Genomic DNA, 16,443 nt, shown 5'->3' on the forward strand with positions numbered 1-16,443 from the left:
CACCCCTCCGAACAGGTCCAAAACGCCGTTCGGTATCTATGCGTCGTCGGTCGGAGTGGTTGGCGTGTCGTCATTCGAATCCCTCCTGTCGATCGGTGTCGAGTCTGCGGTATCGCGAGCGGCGACGGTACCCGGTCACCGTTCCGTCGCTATCGAAGGTGAGTTCGTAACAGCCCAGGATGTCCTGGGTGTCCGGGACCGCGCGTCGCTCGACCACTTCGACGACCGCGATCCACTCGTCGTCGTCCTCGTAGGCCTCGACGACGCCGTCGAGCGGTCGCTCGATCAGTTCCGCGGCGACGGACTCCGCTTTTCGACGGATCTCGACGAGCGGTGCGACGTCGCTGATAGCGTCCGCCTCGTCTCCGCCAGTCGATTCGCCGTCCGCGGACGAGTCGTCGGTCTCGGACGAAGCCTCGCCGCGATCGGCTCCCTCGGCCGCCTCGTCACCGCTGTCGACGGTCGGATCGGACTCGTCGTGCTGATGGCAGAACGTACCGTCGGGTGCCGAGTGTTGACAGCGGTCGCCCTCGCTGGTGAGCGCGCGACACTGGTCGGTGGTCTCTGCATCTGTTTGTGACATGGGTTCAGGCTATCATCCGAGCGTTACTGGGAGGGCGCTTGCTGGTAGTTGTCCGGGCGAGCGGGCTTCTCGATCTCGATGTCTTTCATCTCCTCCAGGTCGCCGGACTGGCTCGCCTGCTCGATCTTCGTGATGTTCTCCGCGTAGTGGAGGAACGTGTCGACGGAGGCGGCGACGACGCGCGCCTCGACCGTGAGGATCTCGATACCCACGACGGAGATTCGCGCCCAGATGTCGACGACGAGCCCTTTGTCGAGGATTCGGTCGAGCACTGCTGCCAGGCTACTGGAATCGGGATTTGCCATACCACTCACGAGGAGAGAACCACACCTGTCACTGGCGCTTGCAGTTGCAGGCTCCTGACAGCACCAGAGAGGGGCGCTGTGGCGCGATTCGCTCAGTCAGTCAGAGAGGTGCCCCCTTCGACCACCAGGGCCTTGCGACTGCCAGCAGTAACGCTTCGTCACTATGAAGCGGTGTTCCGCACATGAGCGCCGACCAGTCCGTCGCCGAGGAAAAGCTGTACGTGTACGGGATTGTCGAAGACGAAGCGGTCGAGGTGTCGACAACGGGCGTCGAAGCGGCGAGCGACGTCTACACGGTCAGTCACCGGAACCACGCCGCCGTCGTCAGTGATATCGACACGCTCGACCCCGACGAGAGCGACGAGAACGCACGCGCTCACGACGACGTCCTTCGCGAGGTGATGACTGCTGGCGACGGTCGGCCGGTCGTCCCGATGCGCTTCGGGATGGTGTTCGACTCCGAGCGCGCGCTGAAGAACGTGCTCCGAAACAGTCGGGTCGAACTCACGGGGTCGCTCCGGCAGGCCGCCGACCGCGAGGAGGTCGGGATCAAAGTGCTCGTTCCCGAGGACGGCCTGACCGACCCCGAGGAGACGCGCGCGTCCATCGAGGCCGAACTCGACGACAGCGCCGAGGACGTGGCAGACGGCGACCTGTTCAGCGACCGACTGCTGGTGAACCGCGCCTACCTCGTCGCCCGCGACGACCGCGAGCAGTTCGACGATGCCGTCGACGCCGTCCGCGAGGCCCATCCCGACCTCACTGTCCAGTACTCCGGGCCGTGGGCGCCCTACAGCTTCGTCGACTTCACCATCGCGGCGGAGGCCTGAATGTTCCTCCTCGACGATCTGTTCCTCAGACCGATCACGTCCCTGCTGACGGTCATCCACGACATGGCGCTCCAGGAGCGCTACGACGTGGAACGGATCCGCGACGACCTCAAGGAGGTCCGTCTGCTCTACGAGGTCGGCGAACTGGACGCGGACGCGTACGACCGGCGCAAAGCGACCCTCGAATCCGAACTCGAAGTCGCCGAGACCGCCCGCGAGCGCCTCAGCGGGAGAGTCGAGGTCAAACGATGACGAAACCGACGGCGATCCCACAATGACACAGAACGCACACGGCCAGACGGCCGACGCGCTCCTCAGTCGTATCGACGACCTGCTATCGAGTGCCGAACGAGCCGCGGCCGGCCACGACTCGGTCGAGGGTGCGATAGATTCGCTCGACGACGCACACGACGTCGCCGACTCCGTCGAGGACCTGCTCGATACGGTCGATCTGACGGACCTCCTCGGCGAAATCGAGTGGGAGTCCCTCCCCGAAGCGATCGAACTGGAGAAGGTCCCCGATGCGATCGAGGACCGCAATCCAACGGCCGCGGTGAAGTTACGCAAACTCCTCTCGGTGACCGATATGTCGGAGGTCTGGGACACGGTCGACGCCAGAGCGTTCTGGCGGCAGTCCCGGGACCTCGACGACGAACTCGACGACTTCGACGAGGAGTCCGACGACGGGTTCTTCGAGGGGGTTTCGCTCGACGGTCCCTTCTCAGACGACGACGGCTCCGGCGACGAGACGGCCGACGAGGCGTCCGCCACCGACGGCCTGGAGGGGCTGGGTCCGAACGACGACGGATTCGACCCCGAATCCCTCGAAAACGCCATCCAGTCTCAGATCAGCGACTCGGTCGGGGCGTTCCGCGAGCGCATCCTCGAGGCCCGAGAGCGCCTGAAACAGCTGCGAGAGGCGAACATCGAACAGAGCGAGCAGCGACACTCGAAGACATCGAACTCGCGAAACCCGACGGCGGTGTCGACCATCTCGTCGCACCGCCCGCGATCCGGCCGCGCCGCGTTCTCGACGGTTCCAGAGGAGACGCGGTACTCGACCGCCCCGAACAGACGGCGTATCTACGGAAGCCGATTCGACGAGGAGGACAGCGATGAGTAGTCCGGGACCGACCCGCTCCTCCGCCGACCTCGCCGACGTCGTCGAGTTGCTGCTCGACAAGGGCCTCGTCATCAACGCCGATATCGCCGTCTCCGTCGGCGATACCGAGTTGCTGGGGATCCAGATTCGCGCCGCCGTCGCGTCCTTCGAGACGGCCGCGCAGTACGGCCTCGAATTCCCCGACGGGACCGACCAGGAACGGATCGAGCAGGTCGCCAACAGGAATCGGCTCGGGCCGGCACACGAGGGCCGATTCGAGAGCGGTGGTGACGGCGGCCGAGCCACGTCGCCGACCGACGTTCCCGACGGCGACCGGGCCGAGCGACCCGCCACCGAGGTGGCCGACGACCCGGGCGGCGATGGGGGCGCTGCGGAGCCGACGAACGGAGGTGCGGACGGTGACGACGATTGACGTCGACGGCGAGGACGCCGGCGACGGGCTCCTCGCGCTGGTCGTCGCCGTCGTGGAGTTGCTGGTCGAGGCGATGGAGCGGGAGGCGATCCGGCGGATGGAATCCGGCCGTCTGACCGACGAGCAGGTCGAGCGACTCGGCGGACAGCTACAGGCCATCGAAGCCCAGGTCGAGGAGATCAAGGCGACCGCCGGGATCTCGACGGAAGTCGATCGGATCCGCTCGGACCTCGACGGCCTGGTCGCCGACGCGCTCCAGTCCGTCGATCCCGAGAATCCGTCCGCCGGCGTCGCCGCAGAACCGGGTCCGGCGACCCAGCCGAGAGCCGACGACGGGGGAAGCCGTGACTGACGCCACCGAGACGGTCGGCGACGGCGAACGCACCGGTGAGGGCGCGGGGACGGGCCGGTATCTCTACTGCGTGGCCGATCTCACCGACGCGGGCGAGATGACGGACGGAACCGAATTGGGGACCGACGGTGTCGACGGCGAACGACCCTACCTCGTCCCCGTCGACGGGCTCGGGGCGGTCGTGCACCGCCGGGACGACCCGTACGACTCGAACGACGGAGCGACGGTGAAGCGATGGCTGCTCGAACACCAGGGCGTCGTCGACGCCGTCCACGACCGCTTCGGGACCCCGCTGCCGGTCCGGTTCGACACCATCGTCGAGGGCGACGACGAGGCGGTGGCGGCGTGGCTGGAGCGAACCGGTCCGACGCTTCGGTCGGCACTCGACGACCTCGCCGGACACAGCGAGTATCGAATCGAACTCCGCTGTGACGCCGATCCGTTCGGGGCGAGCGCGGTCGACGCGGACGCTCGCCTCGACGAGCTTCGAGAGGATGCGACCGGGGCCGACACCGGCACCGCCTTCTTGCGCGAGAAGCAGGCCCGGCAGCGTGAACGGTCGCTGGTCGCAACCGAGTGGCAGGAGACGGTGGCCGCGGTCCGCGAGTCCCTCGCGTCCCACGCGACAGAGGTCGAGTCCGTCGACCGAACCGTCTCCGCGCTCGTCGAGACGGACCGGGCCGACGACGCGGACTTCGAGACGACCTTCGCCGCGCTGGCCGACGACGCCGCGGCGAGCGCCATCGGAGAACGCCTCGACGAAGTCGCGGCGACCCCCGGCCTCGAAGTCCGGTACACCGGCCCCTGGCCACCGTACACCTTCGCACCGACGCTGGAGACCGACCCATGACTGCCGAACGCCGCCGTCACGGCGCCTTTCCAGTGACCAATGGACCCCACCCGTGAGGGCGACGCGGTCGTCGACCTGCTCGACGTGCTCCTGCGCGACGGTGTCATCGTGCAGGCGGACGTCGTCGTCACCGTCGCAGACGTTCCGCTCATCGGAATCAGTCTCCGTGCGGCGATCGCGGGCATGACGACGATGCGGGACTACGGCTACTTCGAGGACTGGGACGACGACGCGAGAGCGGCCATCGACGGGAGCGAGGCGGCCGACGGACGCGGTGACCGTCCGGGTTCGGGCCCGCCCGGAGACGGCGGGAACGGGCTGTAGCGGCAGGTCAAATCGGGCGCAAACGGGACTGAGGATCCTCCTGAGGCGAAGACCGCGTATATACAAGCTCTACACTCAGGGAGGTGGGCCGTCTGTAAATTACTATGCAGGAAACAGAACTGGCGTCACAGGTCGCCTCGCTCTGTACTCGCGATCCGACCGAATTCGACGACCGCGTTCGCGAGGAGGCCTCGTGGCTCGTCAGCGCTGTCGAAGACGGGGCGTTCGACAGCGAACTGGCGACGACCGGCCTGGAGTACGAATGTTACGTGGTCGATCGGGAGAACGCGCTCACGACGCTTCCGCGGTGCACGGACGAGATACTGGGCTGTGAGAAGGAGATCGGTCGCCACCAGATCGAGTTTCGGTCGTCGCCCCAACCCTTTTCGGCCACCGGGCTCCAGACCATCGAATCCGAGATGCGGGCGCGATTCGAGGCGGCGAGCGACGCGCTCCTCGACCCCGAGGAGCGACTGGTCAGCGACGGGTTCTGGACGATCTCGCCCCAGACTGAGACGGGGGTCGAGTACCTCACCGACCACACCACGACCGACGACACGGTGCTCGCGACGAACATGTGCGACACCGCGAGATACCACGCACAGGGGCAGTCCGCGGCCACCAGGATCGATGCCCCGAACGCGACGTACGAGGGCAAGACGGCACTGCTGAACAGCCTCACGACGTCGATCCAGCCCCACTTCGTCGTCGAGCAGGCGAGCGAGCTGCCGACGTACTTCCGGTACGCGCTCCGCGCCGCCGGGCCGATCCTCGCGCTCGGCGTCAACTCGCCGCTCTTCCCGCCGGCGTTCTACGACGACGTCGACGGCGAGACGATCGTGGACGCCGCCCGACTGGAAAACCGGATCGGGGTGTTCGAATCCGTGATGAACGACGACGACGGGCCCGCGAAGGTCGCGTTCCCGGAGGACGTCGAGTCCGTCGCCGACGCCGTCGAGTCCATCGCCTCGGACCCGACGATCGTCCCCAGGCTGTTCGACGATCAGTCGGCGCTGCGGCACTTCTCGCACAAACACGGCTGTTACTGGCGGTGGATCCGGCCGGTGTTCGACGCGGGGGCCATGGGAGAACCGAACGTCCGCATCGAATTCCGTCCGTTACCCGGTCAGCCCACGCTACAGGACACCATCGCGTTCGTCGGTCTCTTCGCCGGGCTGCTGACCGACTTCACCCGTCGGGACCACCCGGTCAGCAGTCTCGACTGGGCGGACGCACGGCACAATTTCTATGCGGCAGCAGCCGACGGGCTGTCGGCCGACCTCCGGTGGATCGACCGCTCGGGCGACCGAATCACCGACACCGACGCGCTCTACGCGGACCTGTTCGCGTGTGCACGCGCCGGACTCGAAACGGCCGGATTCGACGCCGAGTACGCGGACGACCTGCTCTCACCGCTCGAATCGCGCGCTCGAACCCGGCGGACCCCTGGCAAGTGGAAACTCGATCAGGTACGTGACCGACTCGACGAGGGGGAACCGTTCGACCGCGCGGTACGGGGAACCCAGCGACGCTACATCCGTCGACAGGCGGCGACCTTCGAGACGGACCGGTTCGCCGCGTGGTGACCGGAAGCCGGCAGACGAGGCGGTCGCCTTCGCTCGCCCAGTTGTCCCGCTCGTTCTGGCCGCCAGGGCCCCGCCGCCCGTGGGGCGAACCACCAGTCAGAAGCACCGACACACCGCGATCCGACGGCGTGACGGGGGCGCCCCTTCACCTGCAGGGACGCCGCCTATCACCACAGAAGACCGACACGTGGTATGGAGATACGCCCCGCGACGGCCGACGACAGCACCGCCATCGAATCGGTCGCCCGGCGCTCGTTCCGCGCCTCGTACGTTCTCAGTCCGGGGGAGATCGCGACCATCGTCGAAACCACGTTCGCACCGGACCCGGTCGGCGAGCGGATCGAGAACGAAGACGACGACTTGCTGGTCGCAGAAGAGTCCGGTTCCGCGGATGGGACTCGCCTCGTCGGGTTCGGCGAACTCGGTGACGGGACGACGATCGAGTGGCTCCACGTCCACCCGAAGGCCCGTGGCCGCGGGGTCGGTCGGGCGCTCGTCGAGGAACTCCGCAGCGAGGCGGAGACGACGGCGCCGCAGTTCACCGCCCGAGCGCTGGAGAGCGCCCGAGAGGGCGCACCGTTCCTGGAACGGTTCGGGCTCTACGCGAGCGAGCAGTACACCACCGAAGTCGGCGGCGAGCGGTTCACCGTCGAGGTGTACACGCGGCACAGAGCGAATCCCGAGCGCACCGAGCAAGTGGAGAGCGTCCCGGACGAGGCCACGCTCGACGGGGACCGACAGTCAGTCGCGACCGACGAGTCGCTCCAGGGGGAACGCGGGCCGTTCTACGCCGTTCGCGACGACGGCGGGACCCGCGTCGGCTTCCTCTGTTCGGTGTGTGAGAGCACGTCGGTGACCTCCGACGGACTCGAACGCCTCCAGTGTACGGACTGTGGAAACACGCACCGGCCGGACGAGTGGGATCCGGCGTACCTCTGAGGCGGCGGCGACGCCACGTCGACCATCCGCCACACCGGCCGACGCCGTTGTCTCACCCGACTCAGGGACACACCGATCGTACGACGGCAGTTCGATTGGGTGTGCAGTAGCAGTGGTCTTTTGACCTCGGCCGACGCGACTCTGCAGTGACAGTCGGTAGATACAGGTGGTGGACTCACCGCGTCACAGTACTTCGTCACCCCCATACCATCGCCACAGGTCGAGCCCACACCAGCAAGTGTACAGTAGCGAGAGCGGAGCGAGCAGAAAGAACGGGTCCACAATGGCGATAATTAGGTTCCACGAGTGAGTCCCGGGCGGAGTGTACAGGACCGCTCCAAGAAAGGTGACGGCACCAGCAACGACGTTGGTCAGATGCCAGAGCCATCCGTCAGCACGTATGATAGCATCCCCCGACTCCATACGATCAGTTCCAGACGGAACTGTATAACAACACTGTTCAGCGAGACGGTCTCAGACAAGGAGACCAGCGGCTACGCCAGAGAGTGGACGATAGAACCGAAGTCCGTCTTGCTGACTGCGGCCTCTGTCTGCGACACGTCGTCCGCGTCGAGCGACACGGGGCTTCACCGCAGTCGAGCCTTCAATCGCTCTGCTCGTCGTGGCCTTTCGCGCGGTGAATCCGAGCGTACACCTCGCGGAGGAGGCGATCCGAGAGGCGGTCGTCGACGCGCGGTTCCACGCGCCCGTCGCGGATGGCGTCCACGACGGCCCCGGGCGTCCGCTCGTTCGCGTCGACGACGGTGTACGCCCGTCCCGCCTCGATCGGGTAGTGGGCGTCGCTCCCGCCGACCAGCGGCAGGTCGAGTTCGGCCGCGAGTCGCTCGACTTTCGCCCGGCGCTGAGGGTGCTTGCCGTTGACCTCGACGGCGTCCAGTGCGGCATCGCTCTCGGCGACGGTGCTGTTCCGATAGGGGTGTGCGAGAATCGCCGCGCAACCGTGGTCGTGTGCCGCGTCGGCCACCGCCGCCGGCGTGTGTTTGTCGGGCACGGTGTCAGTCGGCGGGTCCGGGCCGACGACCAGAACGTGGCCGCGCGTCGTCGAGACTTCGATCCCGGGAAGCGTCACGAGCGAGGGTCCGGGGTCGTACGGTCGGTAGTAGTCGTGGTTCGTCAGCGCCATCCCGTCCAAGTTTCTGTGGCGTGCGGCGCGCCCGAGCAGGCGAGCGCCGAGCGGGTCGAACCACGTCGGCGATCCCTCGTTCCAGTGGAAGAATCGGGTGTGCGTGTGCAAGTCGAGTCTGAGCATCGCTAGTCCCCCGTCCCGTCCGGTGTCGGCTCGTAGCCCGGCCCGACGGCGACTTCGAGCGCCTGCTGGCGAGCGCGAACCGAGAGGGCCGTCCGCTCGACGACCTCCCCGTCGAGGCTGAACGCCGCGTGCTCGTCCGCGTGGACCTCGATGTCGAGCGACGGGACCGTAAAGCGGTGCGTGCGTTCGCTCTCCCGGGTGAAGAGTCGCTCGACGGTCCCGGTTTCAAGCAGGCCCACCGAGCCGTCACCCTCGACGACTGTGACGTCGAACCGGCCGTCCTCGACGTCGGCCGCCGTGCTGCCGCCCGGCGGGAACCGGCGGGCGTTTCCGATCAGGACGGCGATGGCCGACCCCGACCAGACCGACGGCTCGTCGGGGCCGTCCGAGAGCGTCACCGTCATACGGATCCCGTCGAACGACGGGATGGTCTTGAGCGTCGTGATCACGTAGGCCAGCGACCCGAACCGATCTTTCATGTCCGGGTCCGTCTCCGCGCTCGACTCCGCCGTCAGCCCGCCGACACAGGAGTTCACGAACGGCGCCTCGTCGGCAAATCCGAGGTCGATCCGTCGGCGCTCGCCCGTTTCGATGGCGTCGAATCCCTGCCCGATATCGCTGATGCCGACGTTCTCGGCGAAATCGTTGCCCGTCCCACAGGGGAGGACGCCGACGGTGACTGCGTCGAGCGCGTCCGCCTCGACGACGCCCCGGACCACGCCGTTTACGGTCCCGTCACCGCCGGCGGCGAGGATCTCGGTCGCGCCCGCGTCGATCGCCGTCTTCGTCATCGACACCGTGTCGCCCGCCGATTCTGTCTCGCTGACGCCGTAGCCACGCACGGCGGACTGTTCGCGGACCGGCTCGACGTGCGTGCCGTCGCCACTCACCGGATTGAGGACGACGACCGACTCGGCGCTCGTCTCGGACCCCGATTCGCGCACCATCGAACTGGCTAGGGCTTTCGGGGGACCGTCTCGTTCCGATCCCTATCGGTCTGTTTGCCTTTCAGTTCCAGCACGTTCTTTTCGAGCGTCTCGAGCGCCGCGTCGAACGCGTTGGCCGCTCCGTACTCCTCGCCGGTTCCCGCCACTCGGTCCTCGTCGGTGAACAGTCGTACCTCACACCGCATGAGCGACTCCCCGCGGTGGTTCTCCTCGTGTTTCTGGACTGTTACGCGAGCGTCGAAGACGTCCAGCTCCTGGTATTTCTCAGTGACGCCCTCGATGCGCTCGGTAATCGCCGTCCAGTCGATCTCCCGGAAGTACTCCGGATTGACGACCTGGACGTCGAGGTCGGGCGTGTCGGAGTCCGTGATCGCCCGAAGCACGTCCGTCTTCGTGAGGACACCGAGCGGGCGCTCCACGCTGGATCCGTCGGCGACGACGAGCCCGTCGTATCCCTTCTCGAACATCGTCTCCAGGGCCGATCCGACTGTCGCCGAAGGCGTCGTCGTCTCCGCCGGCCGGCTCATCACGTTCTCGACCGGGAGATCGACGAGGTGGCGCTTCTCACCGCGCCGGTCGCCCTTCGTCGCGGTGTCGGTCCCGCGAACGACGAACTCGACGAGGTCGTCCGTCGTCGCGATACCGACGAGTTCGTCGTCGTCGACGACCGGAACCCGAGAGATCCCGTTTTCCCTGACGATGTTGACGACCTTCCCCATCTTCGTCTTGCGGTCGACCGTGACCGGGTCCTGCGTGTAGATCGATTCGACGTTGATCGCGTCGAAATCGGTGTCGACCGCTCTGAGGAGACTGTCTCGGGTGACGATGCCCCGGACGCCCGCCTCGTCGACGAGGGGAGCGACCGTCGATTCGGACTCGACGAGCACGCGAGCGATTTCGCTCGTCTCCGCCGTCGGCGCTGGCTTCGGGACCGTCCCCATGACGGTCTGTGCCTGTGCGTCGTCGCTGAGGCGCGATCGAAGCAGGTCTCTGGGGAGGACTGCGCCCTCGATCTCGTCGTCGCCGACGAGGACCGCCGCGGTGGAATTGGTCTGCAGGTCGGATCTGAGTTTGCCTGCACGCGTCTCCGGCGTCACACTCTCGAACTCCTGTGTCAGTATCGATCGGTTCATCTGTCAATTCATGCGAGTGGACGGGCAATCAGCGACCGGCCTGCGACTACAGGCCCGAGGAGCGATTCGCCCCTGCGGCTTGCAACCCGACAGAGCGGTCACTCGCTCGTCGAAGAGATGCCACTCCGTGTCCGTAACGATACGGTCGGCCAGTGGCACGTCCAAGACGAGCGAGAGCGCCACCGCTATCGTACTCCGTTTCACGACCCTCTCACGTCCCCGGTTTCGGTTCTGGCTCTCCTCATTCGACCTGCACAGGCACGGCAAATGCGTGCGGTCGCCGACTCCGAATCACTCCGCTGGTATTTGCAAGCAGACACACGATAGCGTTGCGACACGAACACTGAACCGGTTCAGCATGACCACACTCGAATCAGAACGACAGATGACGCGCGACGAGATCGCAGACTACCTCCGCGAGTTCGCAGCGCAGCTAGACGGAGACTCGACGACGTCGGCCCCGACGCTCAGCGGCGGTTCGGACGAGGACGACACCCGAATCACGTTCATGGTCGGCAACGAGAGCCAGACGATCGACCCGCCCGAGGCGATGACGTTCGAAGTCGAGGTCGAATCGGACTCGTCGCTGGTCGGCACCGGAACCGAGAACGAGGTCGAGTTCGAACTTCGCTGGACGAGCGAGACGAGCGACGAGGACGAACGCGACGAGATGGAGATCAGGTAAGCTCGGTTTCGCCGGGGTAAATCTGAACGCCGGTGGCGAGCACTCTTTCCTGGCTCACCGGAAATTCGTATGCCCTGATCTTCGACTCACACCCCTCAGTCCTCGCTCTCGTAGGGCTCGCCGAGTGCACTGGGCATCCGAGTCGACCCCCAGACGGTGAGGACGAGAACGACGGCCGCGACGAACGGGCGACCAGCCCGATGATCCCGTCGATCAGTTACACCCGGCGGCGGTACACGGCACCTGGATGTCGCTGTCGACGATGCCTTGCTTGGCCACCTGGAGGCGTTGATAGACGACGTTGGACAGTTGGTCCTGGAAGGGCTGTCGATCACGCAGTCGATGGCTTGTCCGGCCTGACCGAGGAGGCGACGATAGATCGACTGAGTGACAATCTGCCGAGAGTTGCCCCAGCGAGCATCGGGACGCCCGCATCTGAGGGTCCCTCGTGGGCAAACCGTTCGTATCCACCGGGTCCGTCTCGTTGTGTGCCCTCGCAGGAGGAATCGACGGCAGATATTAACCGCCCCATTCAGTATTGTTGTCACATGGCGCTCTCCGTACGCGGGTGGATCGACCGCCACCGCATCGCGAGTTTCCTGGCGGTCACCTACGCCTTTACGTGGACGATACAGGGGATCGTCGCACTTTCGGGGATGACCGCATCGTGGACGATGTCGATCATCATCGGCTTCGGTGGCTTCGGTCCGCCCGTGGGAGCCGCCGTCGTCGTGTGGGCGTCGGAAGGCAGTCTCCGGTCCTGGGTCGGCCAGTTCTTCAGGTGGCAGATCGGCGCGAAGTGGTGGACGGTCGCGCTATTACTCCCGCTCGTCGTCCTCGCGATCGGCAGCGGACTCTACGTCGCACTCGGTGGCCCGATCGACCTCTCGGCGCTGCCGTTTCCGGGTATCTACCTGTTCGTCATGGCCTGGGGAACCGTCTGGGGCGGCGGCCAGGAAGAACTGGGCTGGCGCGGGTTCATGGTGCCGGTGCTCCAGGAGCGCTACAGCGCGCTGGTCACGAGTCTGCTCGTTGGGGTGGCATGGGCCGGCTGGCACCTTCCACTGTTCCTGAACGCCAACACCACCCACGGCAGCTGGCCGGTCTCCCAACAACTCATCTGGGGGGTGACAATCCTCGCGGGGTCAGTCCTCTGGACGTGGATGTACAACAACACGGGGAGTGTCCTCGCGGTCGCGGTGTTTCATGCCGGCATGAACAGCATCGGCGTCTATCACCCCGCGGACCGGGCGGCACTCGTCCCCGGCGGAATTCCAGATCCGTGGTTGAACTTCCTCGCGGAGGTCTCTTCGGCCGTCGTGCTGGTCGGGTTCGCCGTGGCCGTCGTCCTCGCGTTCGGGGCCGACCGCCTCTCGAAACACGAGGTGCCGGATACCAGCGTCCTCGGACTGGACGACGACGAATCGCGAGCAACCGAGACGGCAGGTCGAACGCCGGATGTCGGACAGGAACAGCAGGGATGAGCGACGGCCAGTCGAGCAGCGAGGCCCACAGACACACTCGGCGGCGTTTTCTCAAGACCGCCGGCGGCGCAGGAGTGGCCGGTGCACTCGGACTCGCTGGCTGGACGGGGCGAGTGCTCTACCTGCACGGCGAGAACGAGCGGACGAGCATCGAGACGGCCGATCCGGTTCAGAGTAGTAGCACAGGACCCAGCGAAGCTGACGTCCCCGCGGAGCGACTCCTGACCGTTCTCGACCGGTACAGTGCCGACCGTTCGAACGTCGGCCTCCAGGCGTGTGCAATCTTCGAGGACGGAACGCGGTGGTGCGGCGTCGCCGGAACTGCTGACCACGACGACGAGGTCCCGCTCTCGTTCGCACATCAGCTGTACGTCGGCAGCGTGACGAAACTCTACACGGCGACGCTCGTGCTGGGGCAGGTCCAGCAGGGCGCACTGGGGCTGTCGGATACCATCGACGAGTGGGTCGATATCGACGGCGCGAGCGAGGTGACCGTCGAGATGGTGCTGAATCACACGAGCGGCGTCCCGAACTACACGAGCGATGTGTGGTTCCTCGCGCGGTATCTGGGGTTCCCGACCCGAACGTGGGACCCGAGCGAACTGCTCGACGTGATTCGCGGCTCCGAACTCCGCTTCGAACCCGGCGCTCGACACGAGTACTCGAACTCGAACTACGTGTTGCTCGGGATGATCCTCGAGCGAGTGATCGGACAGCCATACGAGACGCAGATCCGCCGCCTCGTCCGCGAGGAATTCGGGTTCGACCGAACGTACTACCTCGACTATCCACGGGACGCACGTATCGCGAATGCCTACGACGAGTCCATCTTCAATCTCGGCCGGCGCAACCTGACTGGATTCCGTGATTCACTGGAGACGGGTGCCTACGCTGCGGGCGGCATCCTCTCAACCGCACCCGATGTTGCTGGCTTCGTTCGAGCACTGTTCTCCGGCGACGTGCTTTCCGAACGCATGATCGCCGAAATGCAAACCTTCGTTGATGCACCCGACACGGACGTTCCGGCACAGCGTGGCTACGGACTCGGTGTTCGGAACCTCGTCATCGACGGCCAGGAGCTCGTCGGCCACACTGGGACGATTCCCGGCTACTCCGCCATTGCGATGCATCACGACGACCCCGAATACACCATCGCGGTCCTCAGCAATCTCTCGACGATCGACCAGACGTTCGTGTTCGATCACCTCCAGCGGGTCGTGCTGGAGGAGTTTTACTGACTGATCGCGATTCCCTCCGGGAGAGAATCTTGACAATGTTGAAATGGATATGATTCCTCCTCTACACTATGGCGTTCCGCATCCGCAGACACATCAGTACGTATCCCGTGACGACATTCTTCGTCGTCGCGTACCTGCTCTCCTGGACAGCGTGGGTGCCGCTTGTCTTCAGCGACTGGTGGGCGACGTGGGCTCCGCTGGTGCTCGCCAACGACCTCCAGACGATGCTGTTCATCATGGTCGGCGGGTTCGGACCGCTCGTGGCCGCAGCACTGGTCACGTGGGCCATCGGCGACAGCCTTCGTGAGTGGGCTGGACAGCTCCTCCGGTGGAGGGTTCCCATCAGGTACTGGGTGTTCGCACTGCTGTTCCCCGCCATCGCCGTCATCGTGGCGAGTGCCATCCACATCGTCGTGTTCGATGGCCAGTTCGACCCCCCGTCCACCAGCGTTCTGCTGCTCTACCCAGTGCTGTTCCTCCAGGTGTTCCTCGTCGGTGGTGGCAACGAGGAACTCGGGTGGCGCGGATTCGCGCTGCCTCGCCTCCAGGAATCGTACTCGGCACTCGCTTCGAGCCTGCTCATCGGCGTCGGCTGGTTCGCCTGGCACCTGCCCCTGTTTCTGGTATCGGGGTCCTCACAGGCCGGCGACCCGGTCTACTACTACGCGCTCGCGGTCATCGCACTCTCTGTCGTGTTCACCTGGGTCTACAACGAGACCGGTGGCAGTGTCCTGGCGACCATGGTGTTGCACGCCTCCGTGAACACCAGTGGCATCCTGTACCTCGTCGGCGGTGGTACCGCGCTCCAGACCGCCCTGCCGAACGGGCTCCTCGCAATCGTGTTCTTCGTCGCGGCGCTGGTCGTCGTCGCCGTCTACGGCAGCGAGCGCCTCGCCGACATCGACACTCCGGAACGATCGCCCGGTGGCCAGTGAGTACGGGCGGAGACGTTCCGACCGACTGTCCGGGATCTCCGTCGATCACCGTCGATACCATGGTCGGTCATTCGGGGCGGTAGGAAAAGACGGTCGATGACTCGACGCCGTTGGGAAGGCGGTCTGAAACGAGGATCAACACGAGGAGGATCGACGTCGACGCGGTTGGCCTAGCACCATCGGATTTGCTGTCAGTAGCGGTGTCTCTCGGCGTTGGAATACGCTCTCAACGGGCCCCGAGCGAACAGCCACCTATAGAACGCCCGACGCGCGCCTTACCGAGGTTCGTCTTCTCCCCCAGTCTCCAGCCGTTCACGGCGACGCTGGAACTCCGCTTCGTCGACCTCACTTCGTGCGTATCGCCGTCGCAGGGTTTCCATGGCGGAATCGTCACTCTCGGGAGATGCATCACCTCGACCGAGTGCCCAGTAGAGGAGTCCGCCGACCAGGCCGAGCAGTCCGAGTGCCCCGCCGAGGAACGGCAGTCCGCCGAACAAGCCCCCGTTCCGGCCGTTCGTCATTCCGGGACCAGACCCCATCCCATGGCCCATCATTCCGCCACCGGAGTTCCCACCTCCTCCGGTGCTGGATCCATACGCTATCGCGCCCTGTTCGACGATTGCGTCGCTATCGGGCACGTCACCGTCTGGAATCGGACTCGCTTCGGCTGGCCCGCCAGGGCTGCCGACGACGATGCGACCGACCATTCCGACCGATCTGTGCGGGATGCAGTAGTAATCGTACGTGCCCGATTCTTCGAACGTGTACTCGAACCCGCCCGACGAGATGACCGCACTATCGAATGCGCTGGCGTCGGCCGGAAGCCGGTTCTCGTAGGCGGTCGCCGAGTGTGTTCCGGCCGCGATCTCGAACCGGACGGTCGTGCCGGGTTCGACGTGGAGGCCGATCGGGTCGAAGTAGTTGTTCCCCATCCTGACGACGGGCTGCTCCTGGGCAGTGGCTGTCCGGGTGAGTCCCGCTGTCGCGACTGTGCCAGCCCCGAGCGCTCCCAGAAACTGGCGTCTCCTGTAGTTCATTATCTGAGAATTTGTTTCCGTCATCCGCGGACGATGTTGGTGAGCCGTTGTGCGAGTGCTGCCGATTGCTGGTCGGTGTCTTCGATAGCCGTCTCCAGCTCGTCTCGATCGACGATGGCGATGAACTCGGCAGTCCGCTCCCCGTTCGCGTACACGAGCGTCGTCGGCGTCTTCCGGACGCCGTACTCCTCGGCCGTCTCCAGATCGGTCTGGATGTCGACCTCCCGGAACTCGACGTCCGGATACGCCCCCTCAATACCGTCGTTTTTCTCTCGCTGCGTCGCACATGCTCCGCACGTCTTTTGCGTGAAGAGGAGTACTTCGGTCATAGTAGCTTGTATGGTATTGTACTTTTAGCACATTCTCATTCATATCCGAAAGCTGTGGGAGGCTCAGTTTTCGGATTCCAA

20 protein-coding genes are annotated in these 16,443 nt (G+C 65.5%); 13 read left to right on the top strand and 7 right to left on the bottom strand.

The genetic code is table 11. The features are described from left to right. Positions 1-70: 70 nt before the first annotated feature. Together gvpO and gvpA are read right to left on the bottom strand one after the other, a co-directional pair. The gene (gene gvpO / locus ACOZ4I_RS10105; RefSeq protein WP_423999107.1) at positions 71-583 is read right to left on the bottom strand and encodes a gas vesicle protein GvpO, halophile-type; all 513 of its coding nucleotides are present in this window, start codon (positions 581-583) and stop codon (positions 71-73) included. A gap of 23 nt (positions 584-606) precedes the next feature. Continuing rightward, positions 607-888, bottom strand: coding sequence for a gas vesicle protein GvpA (gene gvpA, locus ACOZ4I_RS10110; RefSeq protein ID WP_423999109.1), 282 nt, complete (start codon positions 886-888; stop codon positions 607-609). A gap of 182 nt (positions 889-1,070) precedes the next feature. Here gvpA and ACOZ4I_RS10115 point away from each other — a divergent pair, with 182 nt between their 5' ends. The 9 genes from ACOZ4I_RS10115 to ACOZ4I_RS10155 all read left to right on the top strand — a co-directional run bounded on the left by ACOZ4I_RS10115 (position 1,071) and on the right by ACOZ4I_RS10155 (position 7,304). Further along, positions 1,071-1,718: a GvpL/GvpF family gas vesicle protein gene (locus tag ACOZ4I_RS10115; protein ID WP_423999111.1), complete on the top strand. Its 648-nt coding sequence runs from the start codon at positions 1,071-1,073 to the stop codon at positions 1,716-1,718. Then, entirely contained in the window at positions 1,719-1,970 is a 252-nt protein-coding gene (gene gvpG / locus ACOZ4I_RS10120) for a gas vesicle protein GvpG (RefSeq protein ID WP_423999113.1), read from the top strand. Between the two features lie 22 nt (positions 1,971-1,992). Beyond that, positions 1,993-2,841: a hypothetical protein gene (locus ACOZ4I_RS10125; protein WP_423999115.1), complete on the top strand. Its 849-nt coding sequence runs from the start codon at positions 1,993-1,995 to the stop codon at positions 2,839-2,841. Further along, entirely contained in the window at positions 2,834-3,253 is a 420-nt protein-coding gene (gene gvpJ, locus ACOZ4I_RS10130) for a gas vesicle protein GvpJ (protein ID WP_423999117.1), read from the top strand. Before ACOZ4I_RS10125 ends, gvpJ begins: the two co-directional genes overlap by 8 nt. Further along, positions 3,240-3,605 (top strand): gas vesicle protein K, encoded by a 366-nt coding sequence (locus ACOZ4I_RS10135; protein ID WP_423999119.1) that lies wholly within the window; start codon positions 3,240-3,242, stop codon positions 3,603-3,605. The genes gvpJ and ACOZ4I_RS10135 overlap by 14 nt, the downstream gene beginning before the upstream one ends. Then, on the top strand, positions 3,598-4,455 hold the full coding sequence (gene gvpL, locus ACOZ4I_RS10140) for a gas vesicle protein GvpL (RefSeq protein WP_423999121.1): 858 nt from the start codon (positions 3,598-3,600) through the stop codon (positions 4,453-4,455). Before ACOZ4I_RS10135 ends, gvpL begins: the two co-directional genes overlap by 8 nt. Positions 4,456-4,494: 39 nt before the next feature. Further along, positions 4,495-4,779, top strand: coding sequence for a gas vesicle protein GvpM (gene gvpM / locus ACOZ4I_RS10145; RefSeq protein WP_423999123.1), 285 nt, complete (start codon positions 4,495-4,497; stop codon positions 4,777-4,779). Between the two features lie 104 nt (positions 4,780-4,883). Then, positions 4,884-6,365, top strand: a complete 1,482-nt coding sequence (locus ACOZ4I_RS10150) for a hypothetical protein (RefSeq protein ID WP_423999125.1) — start codon at positions 4,884-4,886, stop codon at positions 6,363-6,365. 192 nt (positions 6,366-6,557) lie between these two features. Then, positions 6,558-7,304 (top strand): GNAT family N-acetyltransferase, encoded by a 747-nt coding sequence (locus tag ACOZ4I_RS10155; protein WP_423999127.1) that lies wholly within the window; start codon positions 6,558-6,560, stop codon positions 7,302-7,304. 604 nt (positions 7,305-7,908) lie between these two features. Here ACOZ4I_RS10155 and ACOZ4I_RS10160 read toward each other — a convergent pair. From ACOZ4I_RS10160 to ACOZ4I_RS10170, 3 genes are read right to left on the bottom strand one after another with little or no spacing between them, the layout of a single operon-like run. After that, on the bottom strand, positions 7,909-8,574 hold the full coding sequence (locus tag ACOZ4I_RS10160; protein ID WP_423999129.1) for a PHP-associated domain-containing protein: 666 nt from the start codon (positions 8,572-8,574) through the stop codon (positions 7,909-7,911). 2 nt (positions 8,575-8,576) lie between these two features. Then, positions 8,577-9,521, bottom strand: a complete 945-nt coding sequence (locus ACOZ4I_RS10165) for a diacylglycerol/lipid kinase family protein (protein WP_423999131.1) — start codon at positions 9,519-9,521, stop codon at positions 8,577-8,579. Positions 9,522-9,529: 8 nt separating this feature from the next. After that, complete coding sequence (locus tag ACOZ4I_RS10170) at positions 9,530-10,654, bottom strand: CBS domain-containing protein (protein ID WP_423999133.1); 1,125 nt, start codon at positions 10,652-10,654, stop codon at positions 9,530-9,532. A 358-nt stretch (positions 10,655-11,012) separates the two neighbouring features. Here ACOZ4I_RS10170 and ACOZ4I_RS10175 point away from each other — a divergent pair, with 358 nt between their 5' ends. From ACOZ4I_RS10175 to ACOZ4I_RS10190, 4 genes are all read left to right on the top strand, one after another. Then, a complete protein-coding gene (locus ACOZ4I_RS10175; RefSeq protein WP_423999135.1) occupies positions 11,013-11,339 on the top strand; it encodes an amphi-Trp domain-containing protein in 327 nt (108 codons plus the stop codon). A 548-nt stretch (positions 11,340-11,887) separates the two neighbouring features. Then, positions 11,888-12,823, top strand: coding sequence for a CPBP family intramembrane glutamic endopeptidase (locus ACOZ4I_RS10180; protein WP_423999137.1), 936 nt, complete (start codon positions 11,888-11,890; stop codon positions 12,821-12,823). Further along, the gene (locus tag ACOZ4I_RS10185) at positions 12,820-14,061 is read left to right on the top strand and encodes a serine hydrolase domain-containing protein (protein ID WP_423999139.1); all 1,242 of its coding nucleotides are present in this window, start codon (positions 12,820-12,822) and stop codon (positions 14,059-14,061) included. The genes ACOZ4I_RS10180 and ACOZ4I_RS10185 overlap by 4 nt, the downstream gene beginning before the upstream one ends. 68 nt (positions 14,062-14,129) lie before the next feature. Next, the gene (locus tag ACOZ4I_RS10190) at positions 14,130-14,996 is read left to right on the top strand and encodes a CPBP family intramembrane glutamic endopeptidase (RefSeq protein WP_423999141.1); all 867 of its coding nucleotides are present in this window, start codon (positions 14,130-14,132) and stop codon (positions 14,994-14,996) included. Positions 14,997-15,271: 275 nt separating this feature from the next. Here ACOZ4I_RS10190 and ACOZ4I_RS10195 read toward each other — a convergent pair whose 3' ends face one another. Both ACOZ4I_RS10195 and ACOZ4I_RS10200 read right to left on the bottom strand, forming a co-directional pair. Further along, on the bottom strand, positions 15,272-16,033 hold the full coding sequence (locus tag ACOZ4I_RS10195; protein WP_423999144.1) for a plastocyanin/azurin family copper-binding protein: 762 nt from the start codon (positions 16,031-16,033) through the stop codon (positions 15,272-15,274). Between the two features lie 20 nt (positions 16,034-16,053). Then, entirely contained in the window at positions 16,054-16,362 is a 309-nt protein-coding gene (locus ACOZ4I_RS10200; RefSeq protein WP_423999146.1) for a thioredoxin family protein, read from the bottom strand. Between the last annotated feature and the right edge of the window lie 81 nt (positions 16,363-16,443).

It is taken from the genome of Haloarcula salina, from assembly GCF_049603855.1.
GTDB lineage: Archaea > Halobacteriota > Halobacteria > Halobacteriales > Haloarculaceae > Haloarcula > Haloarcula salina_A.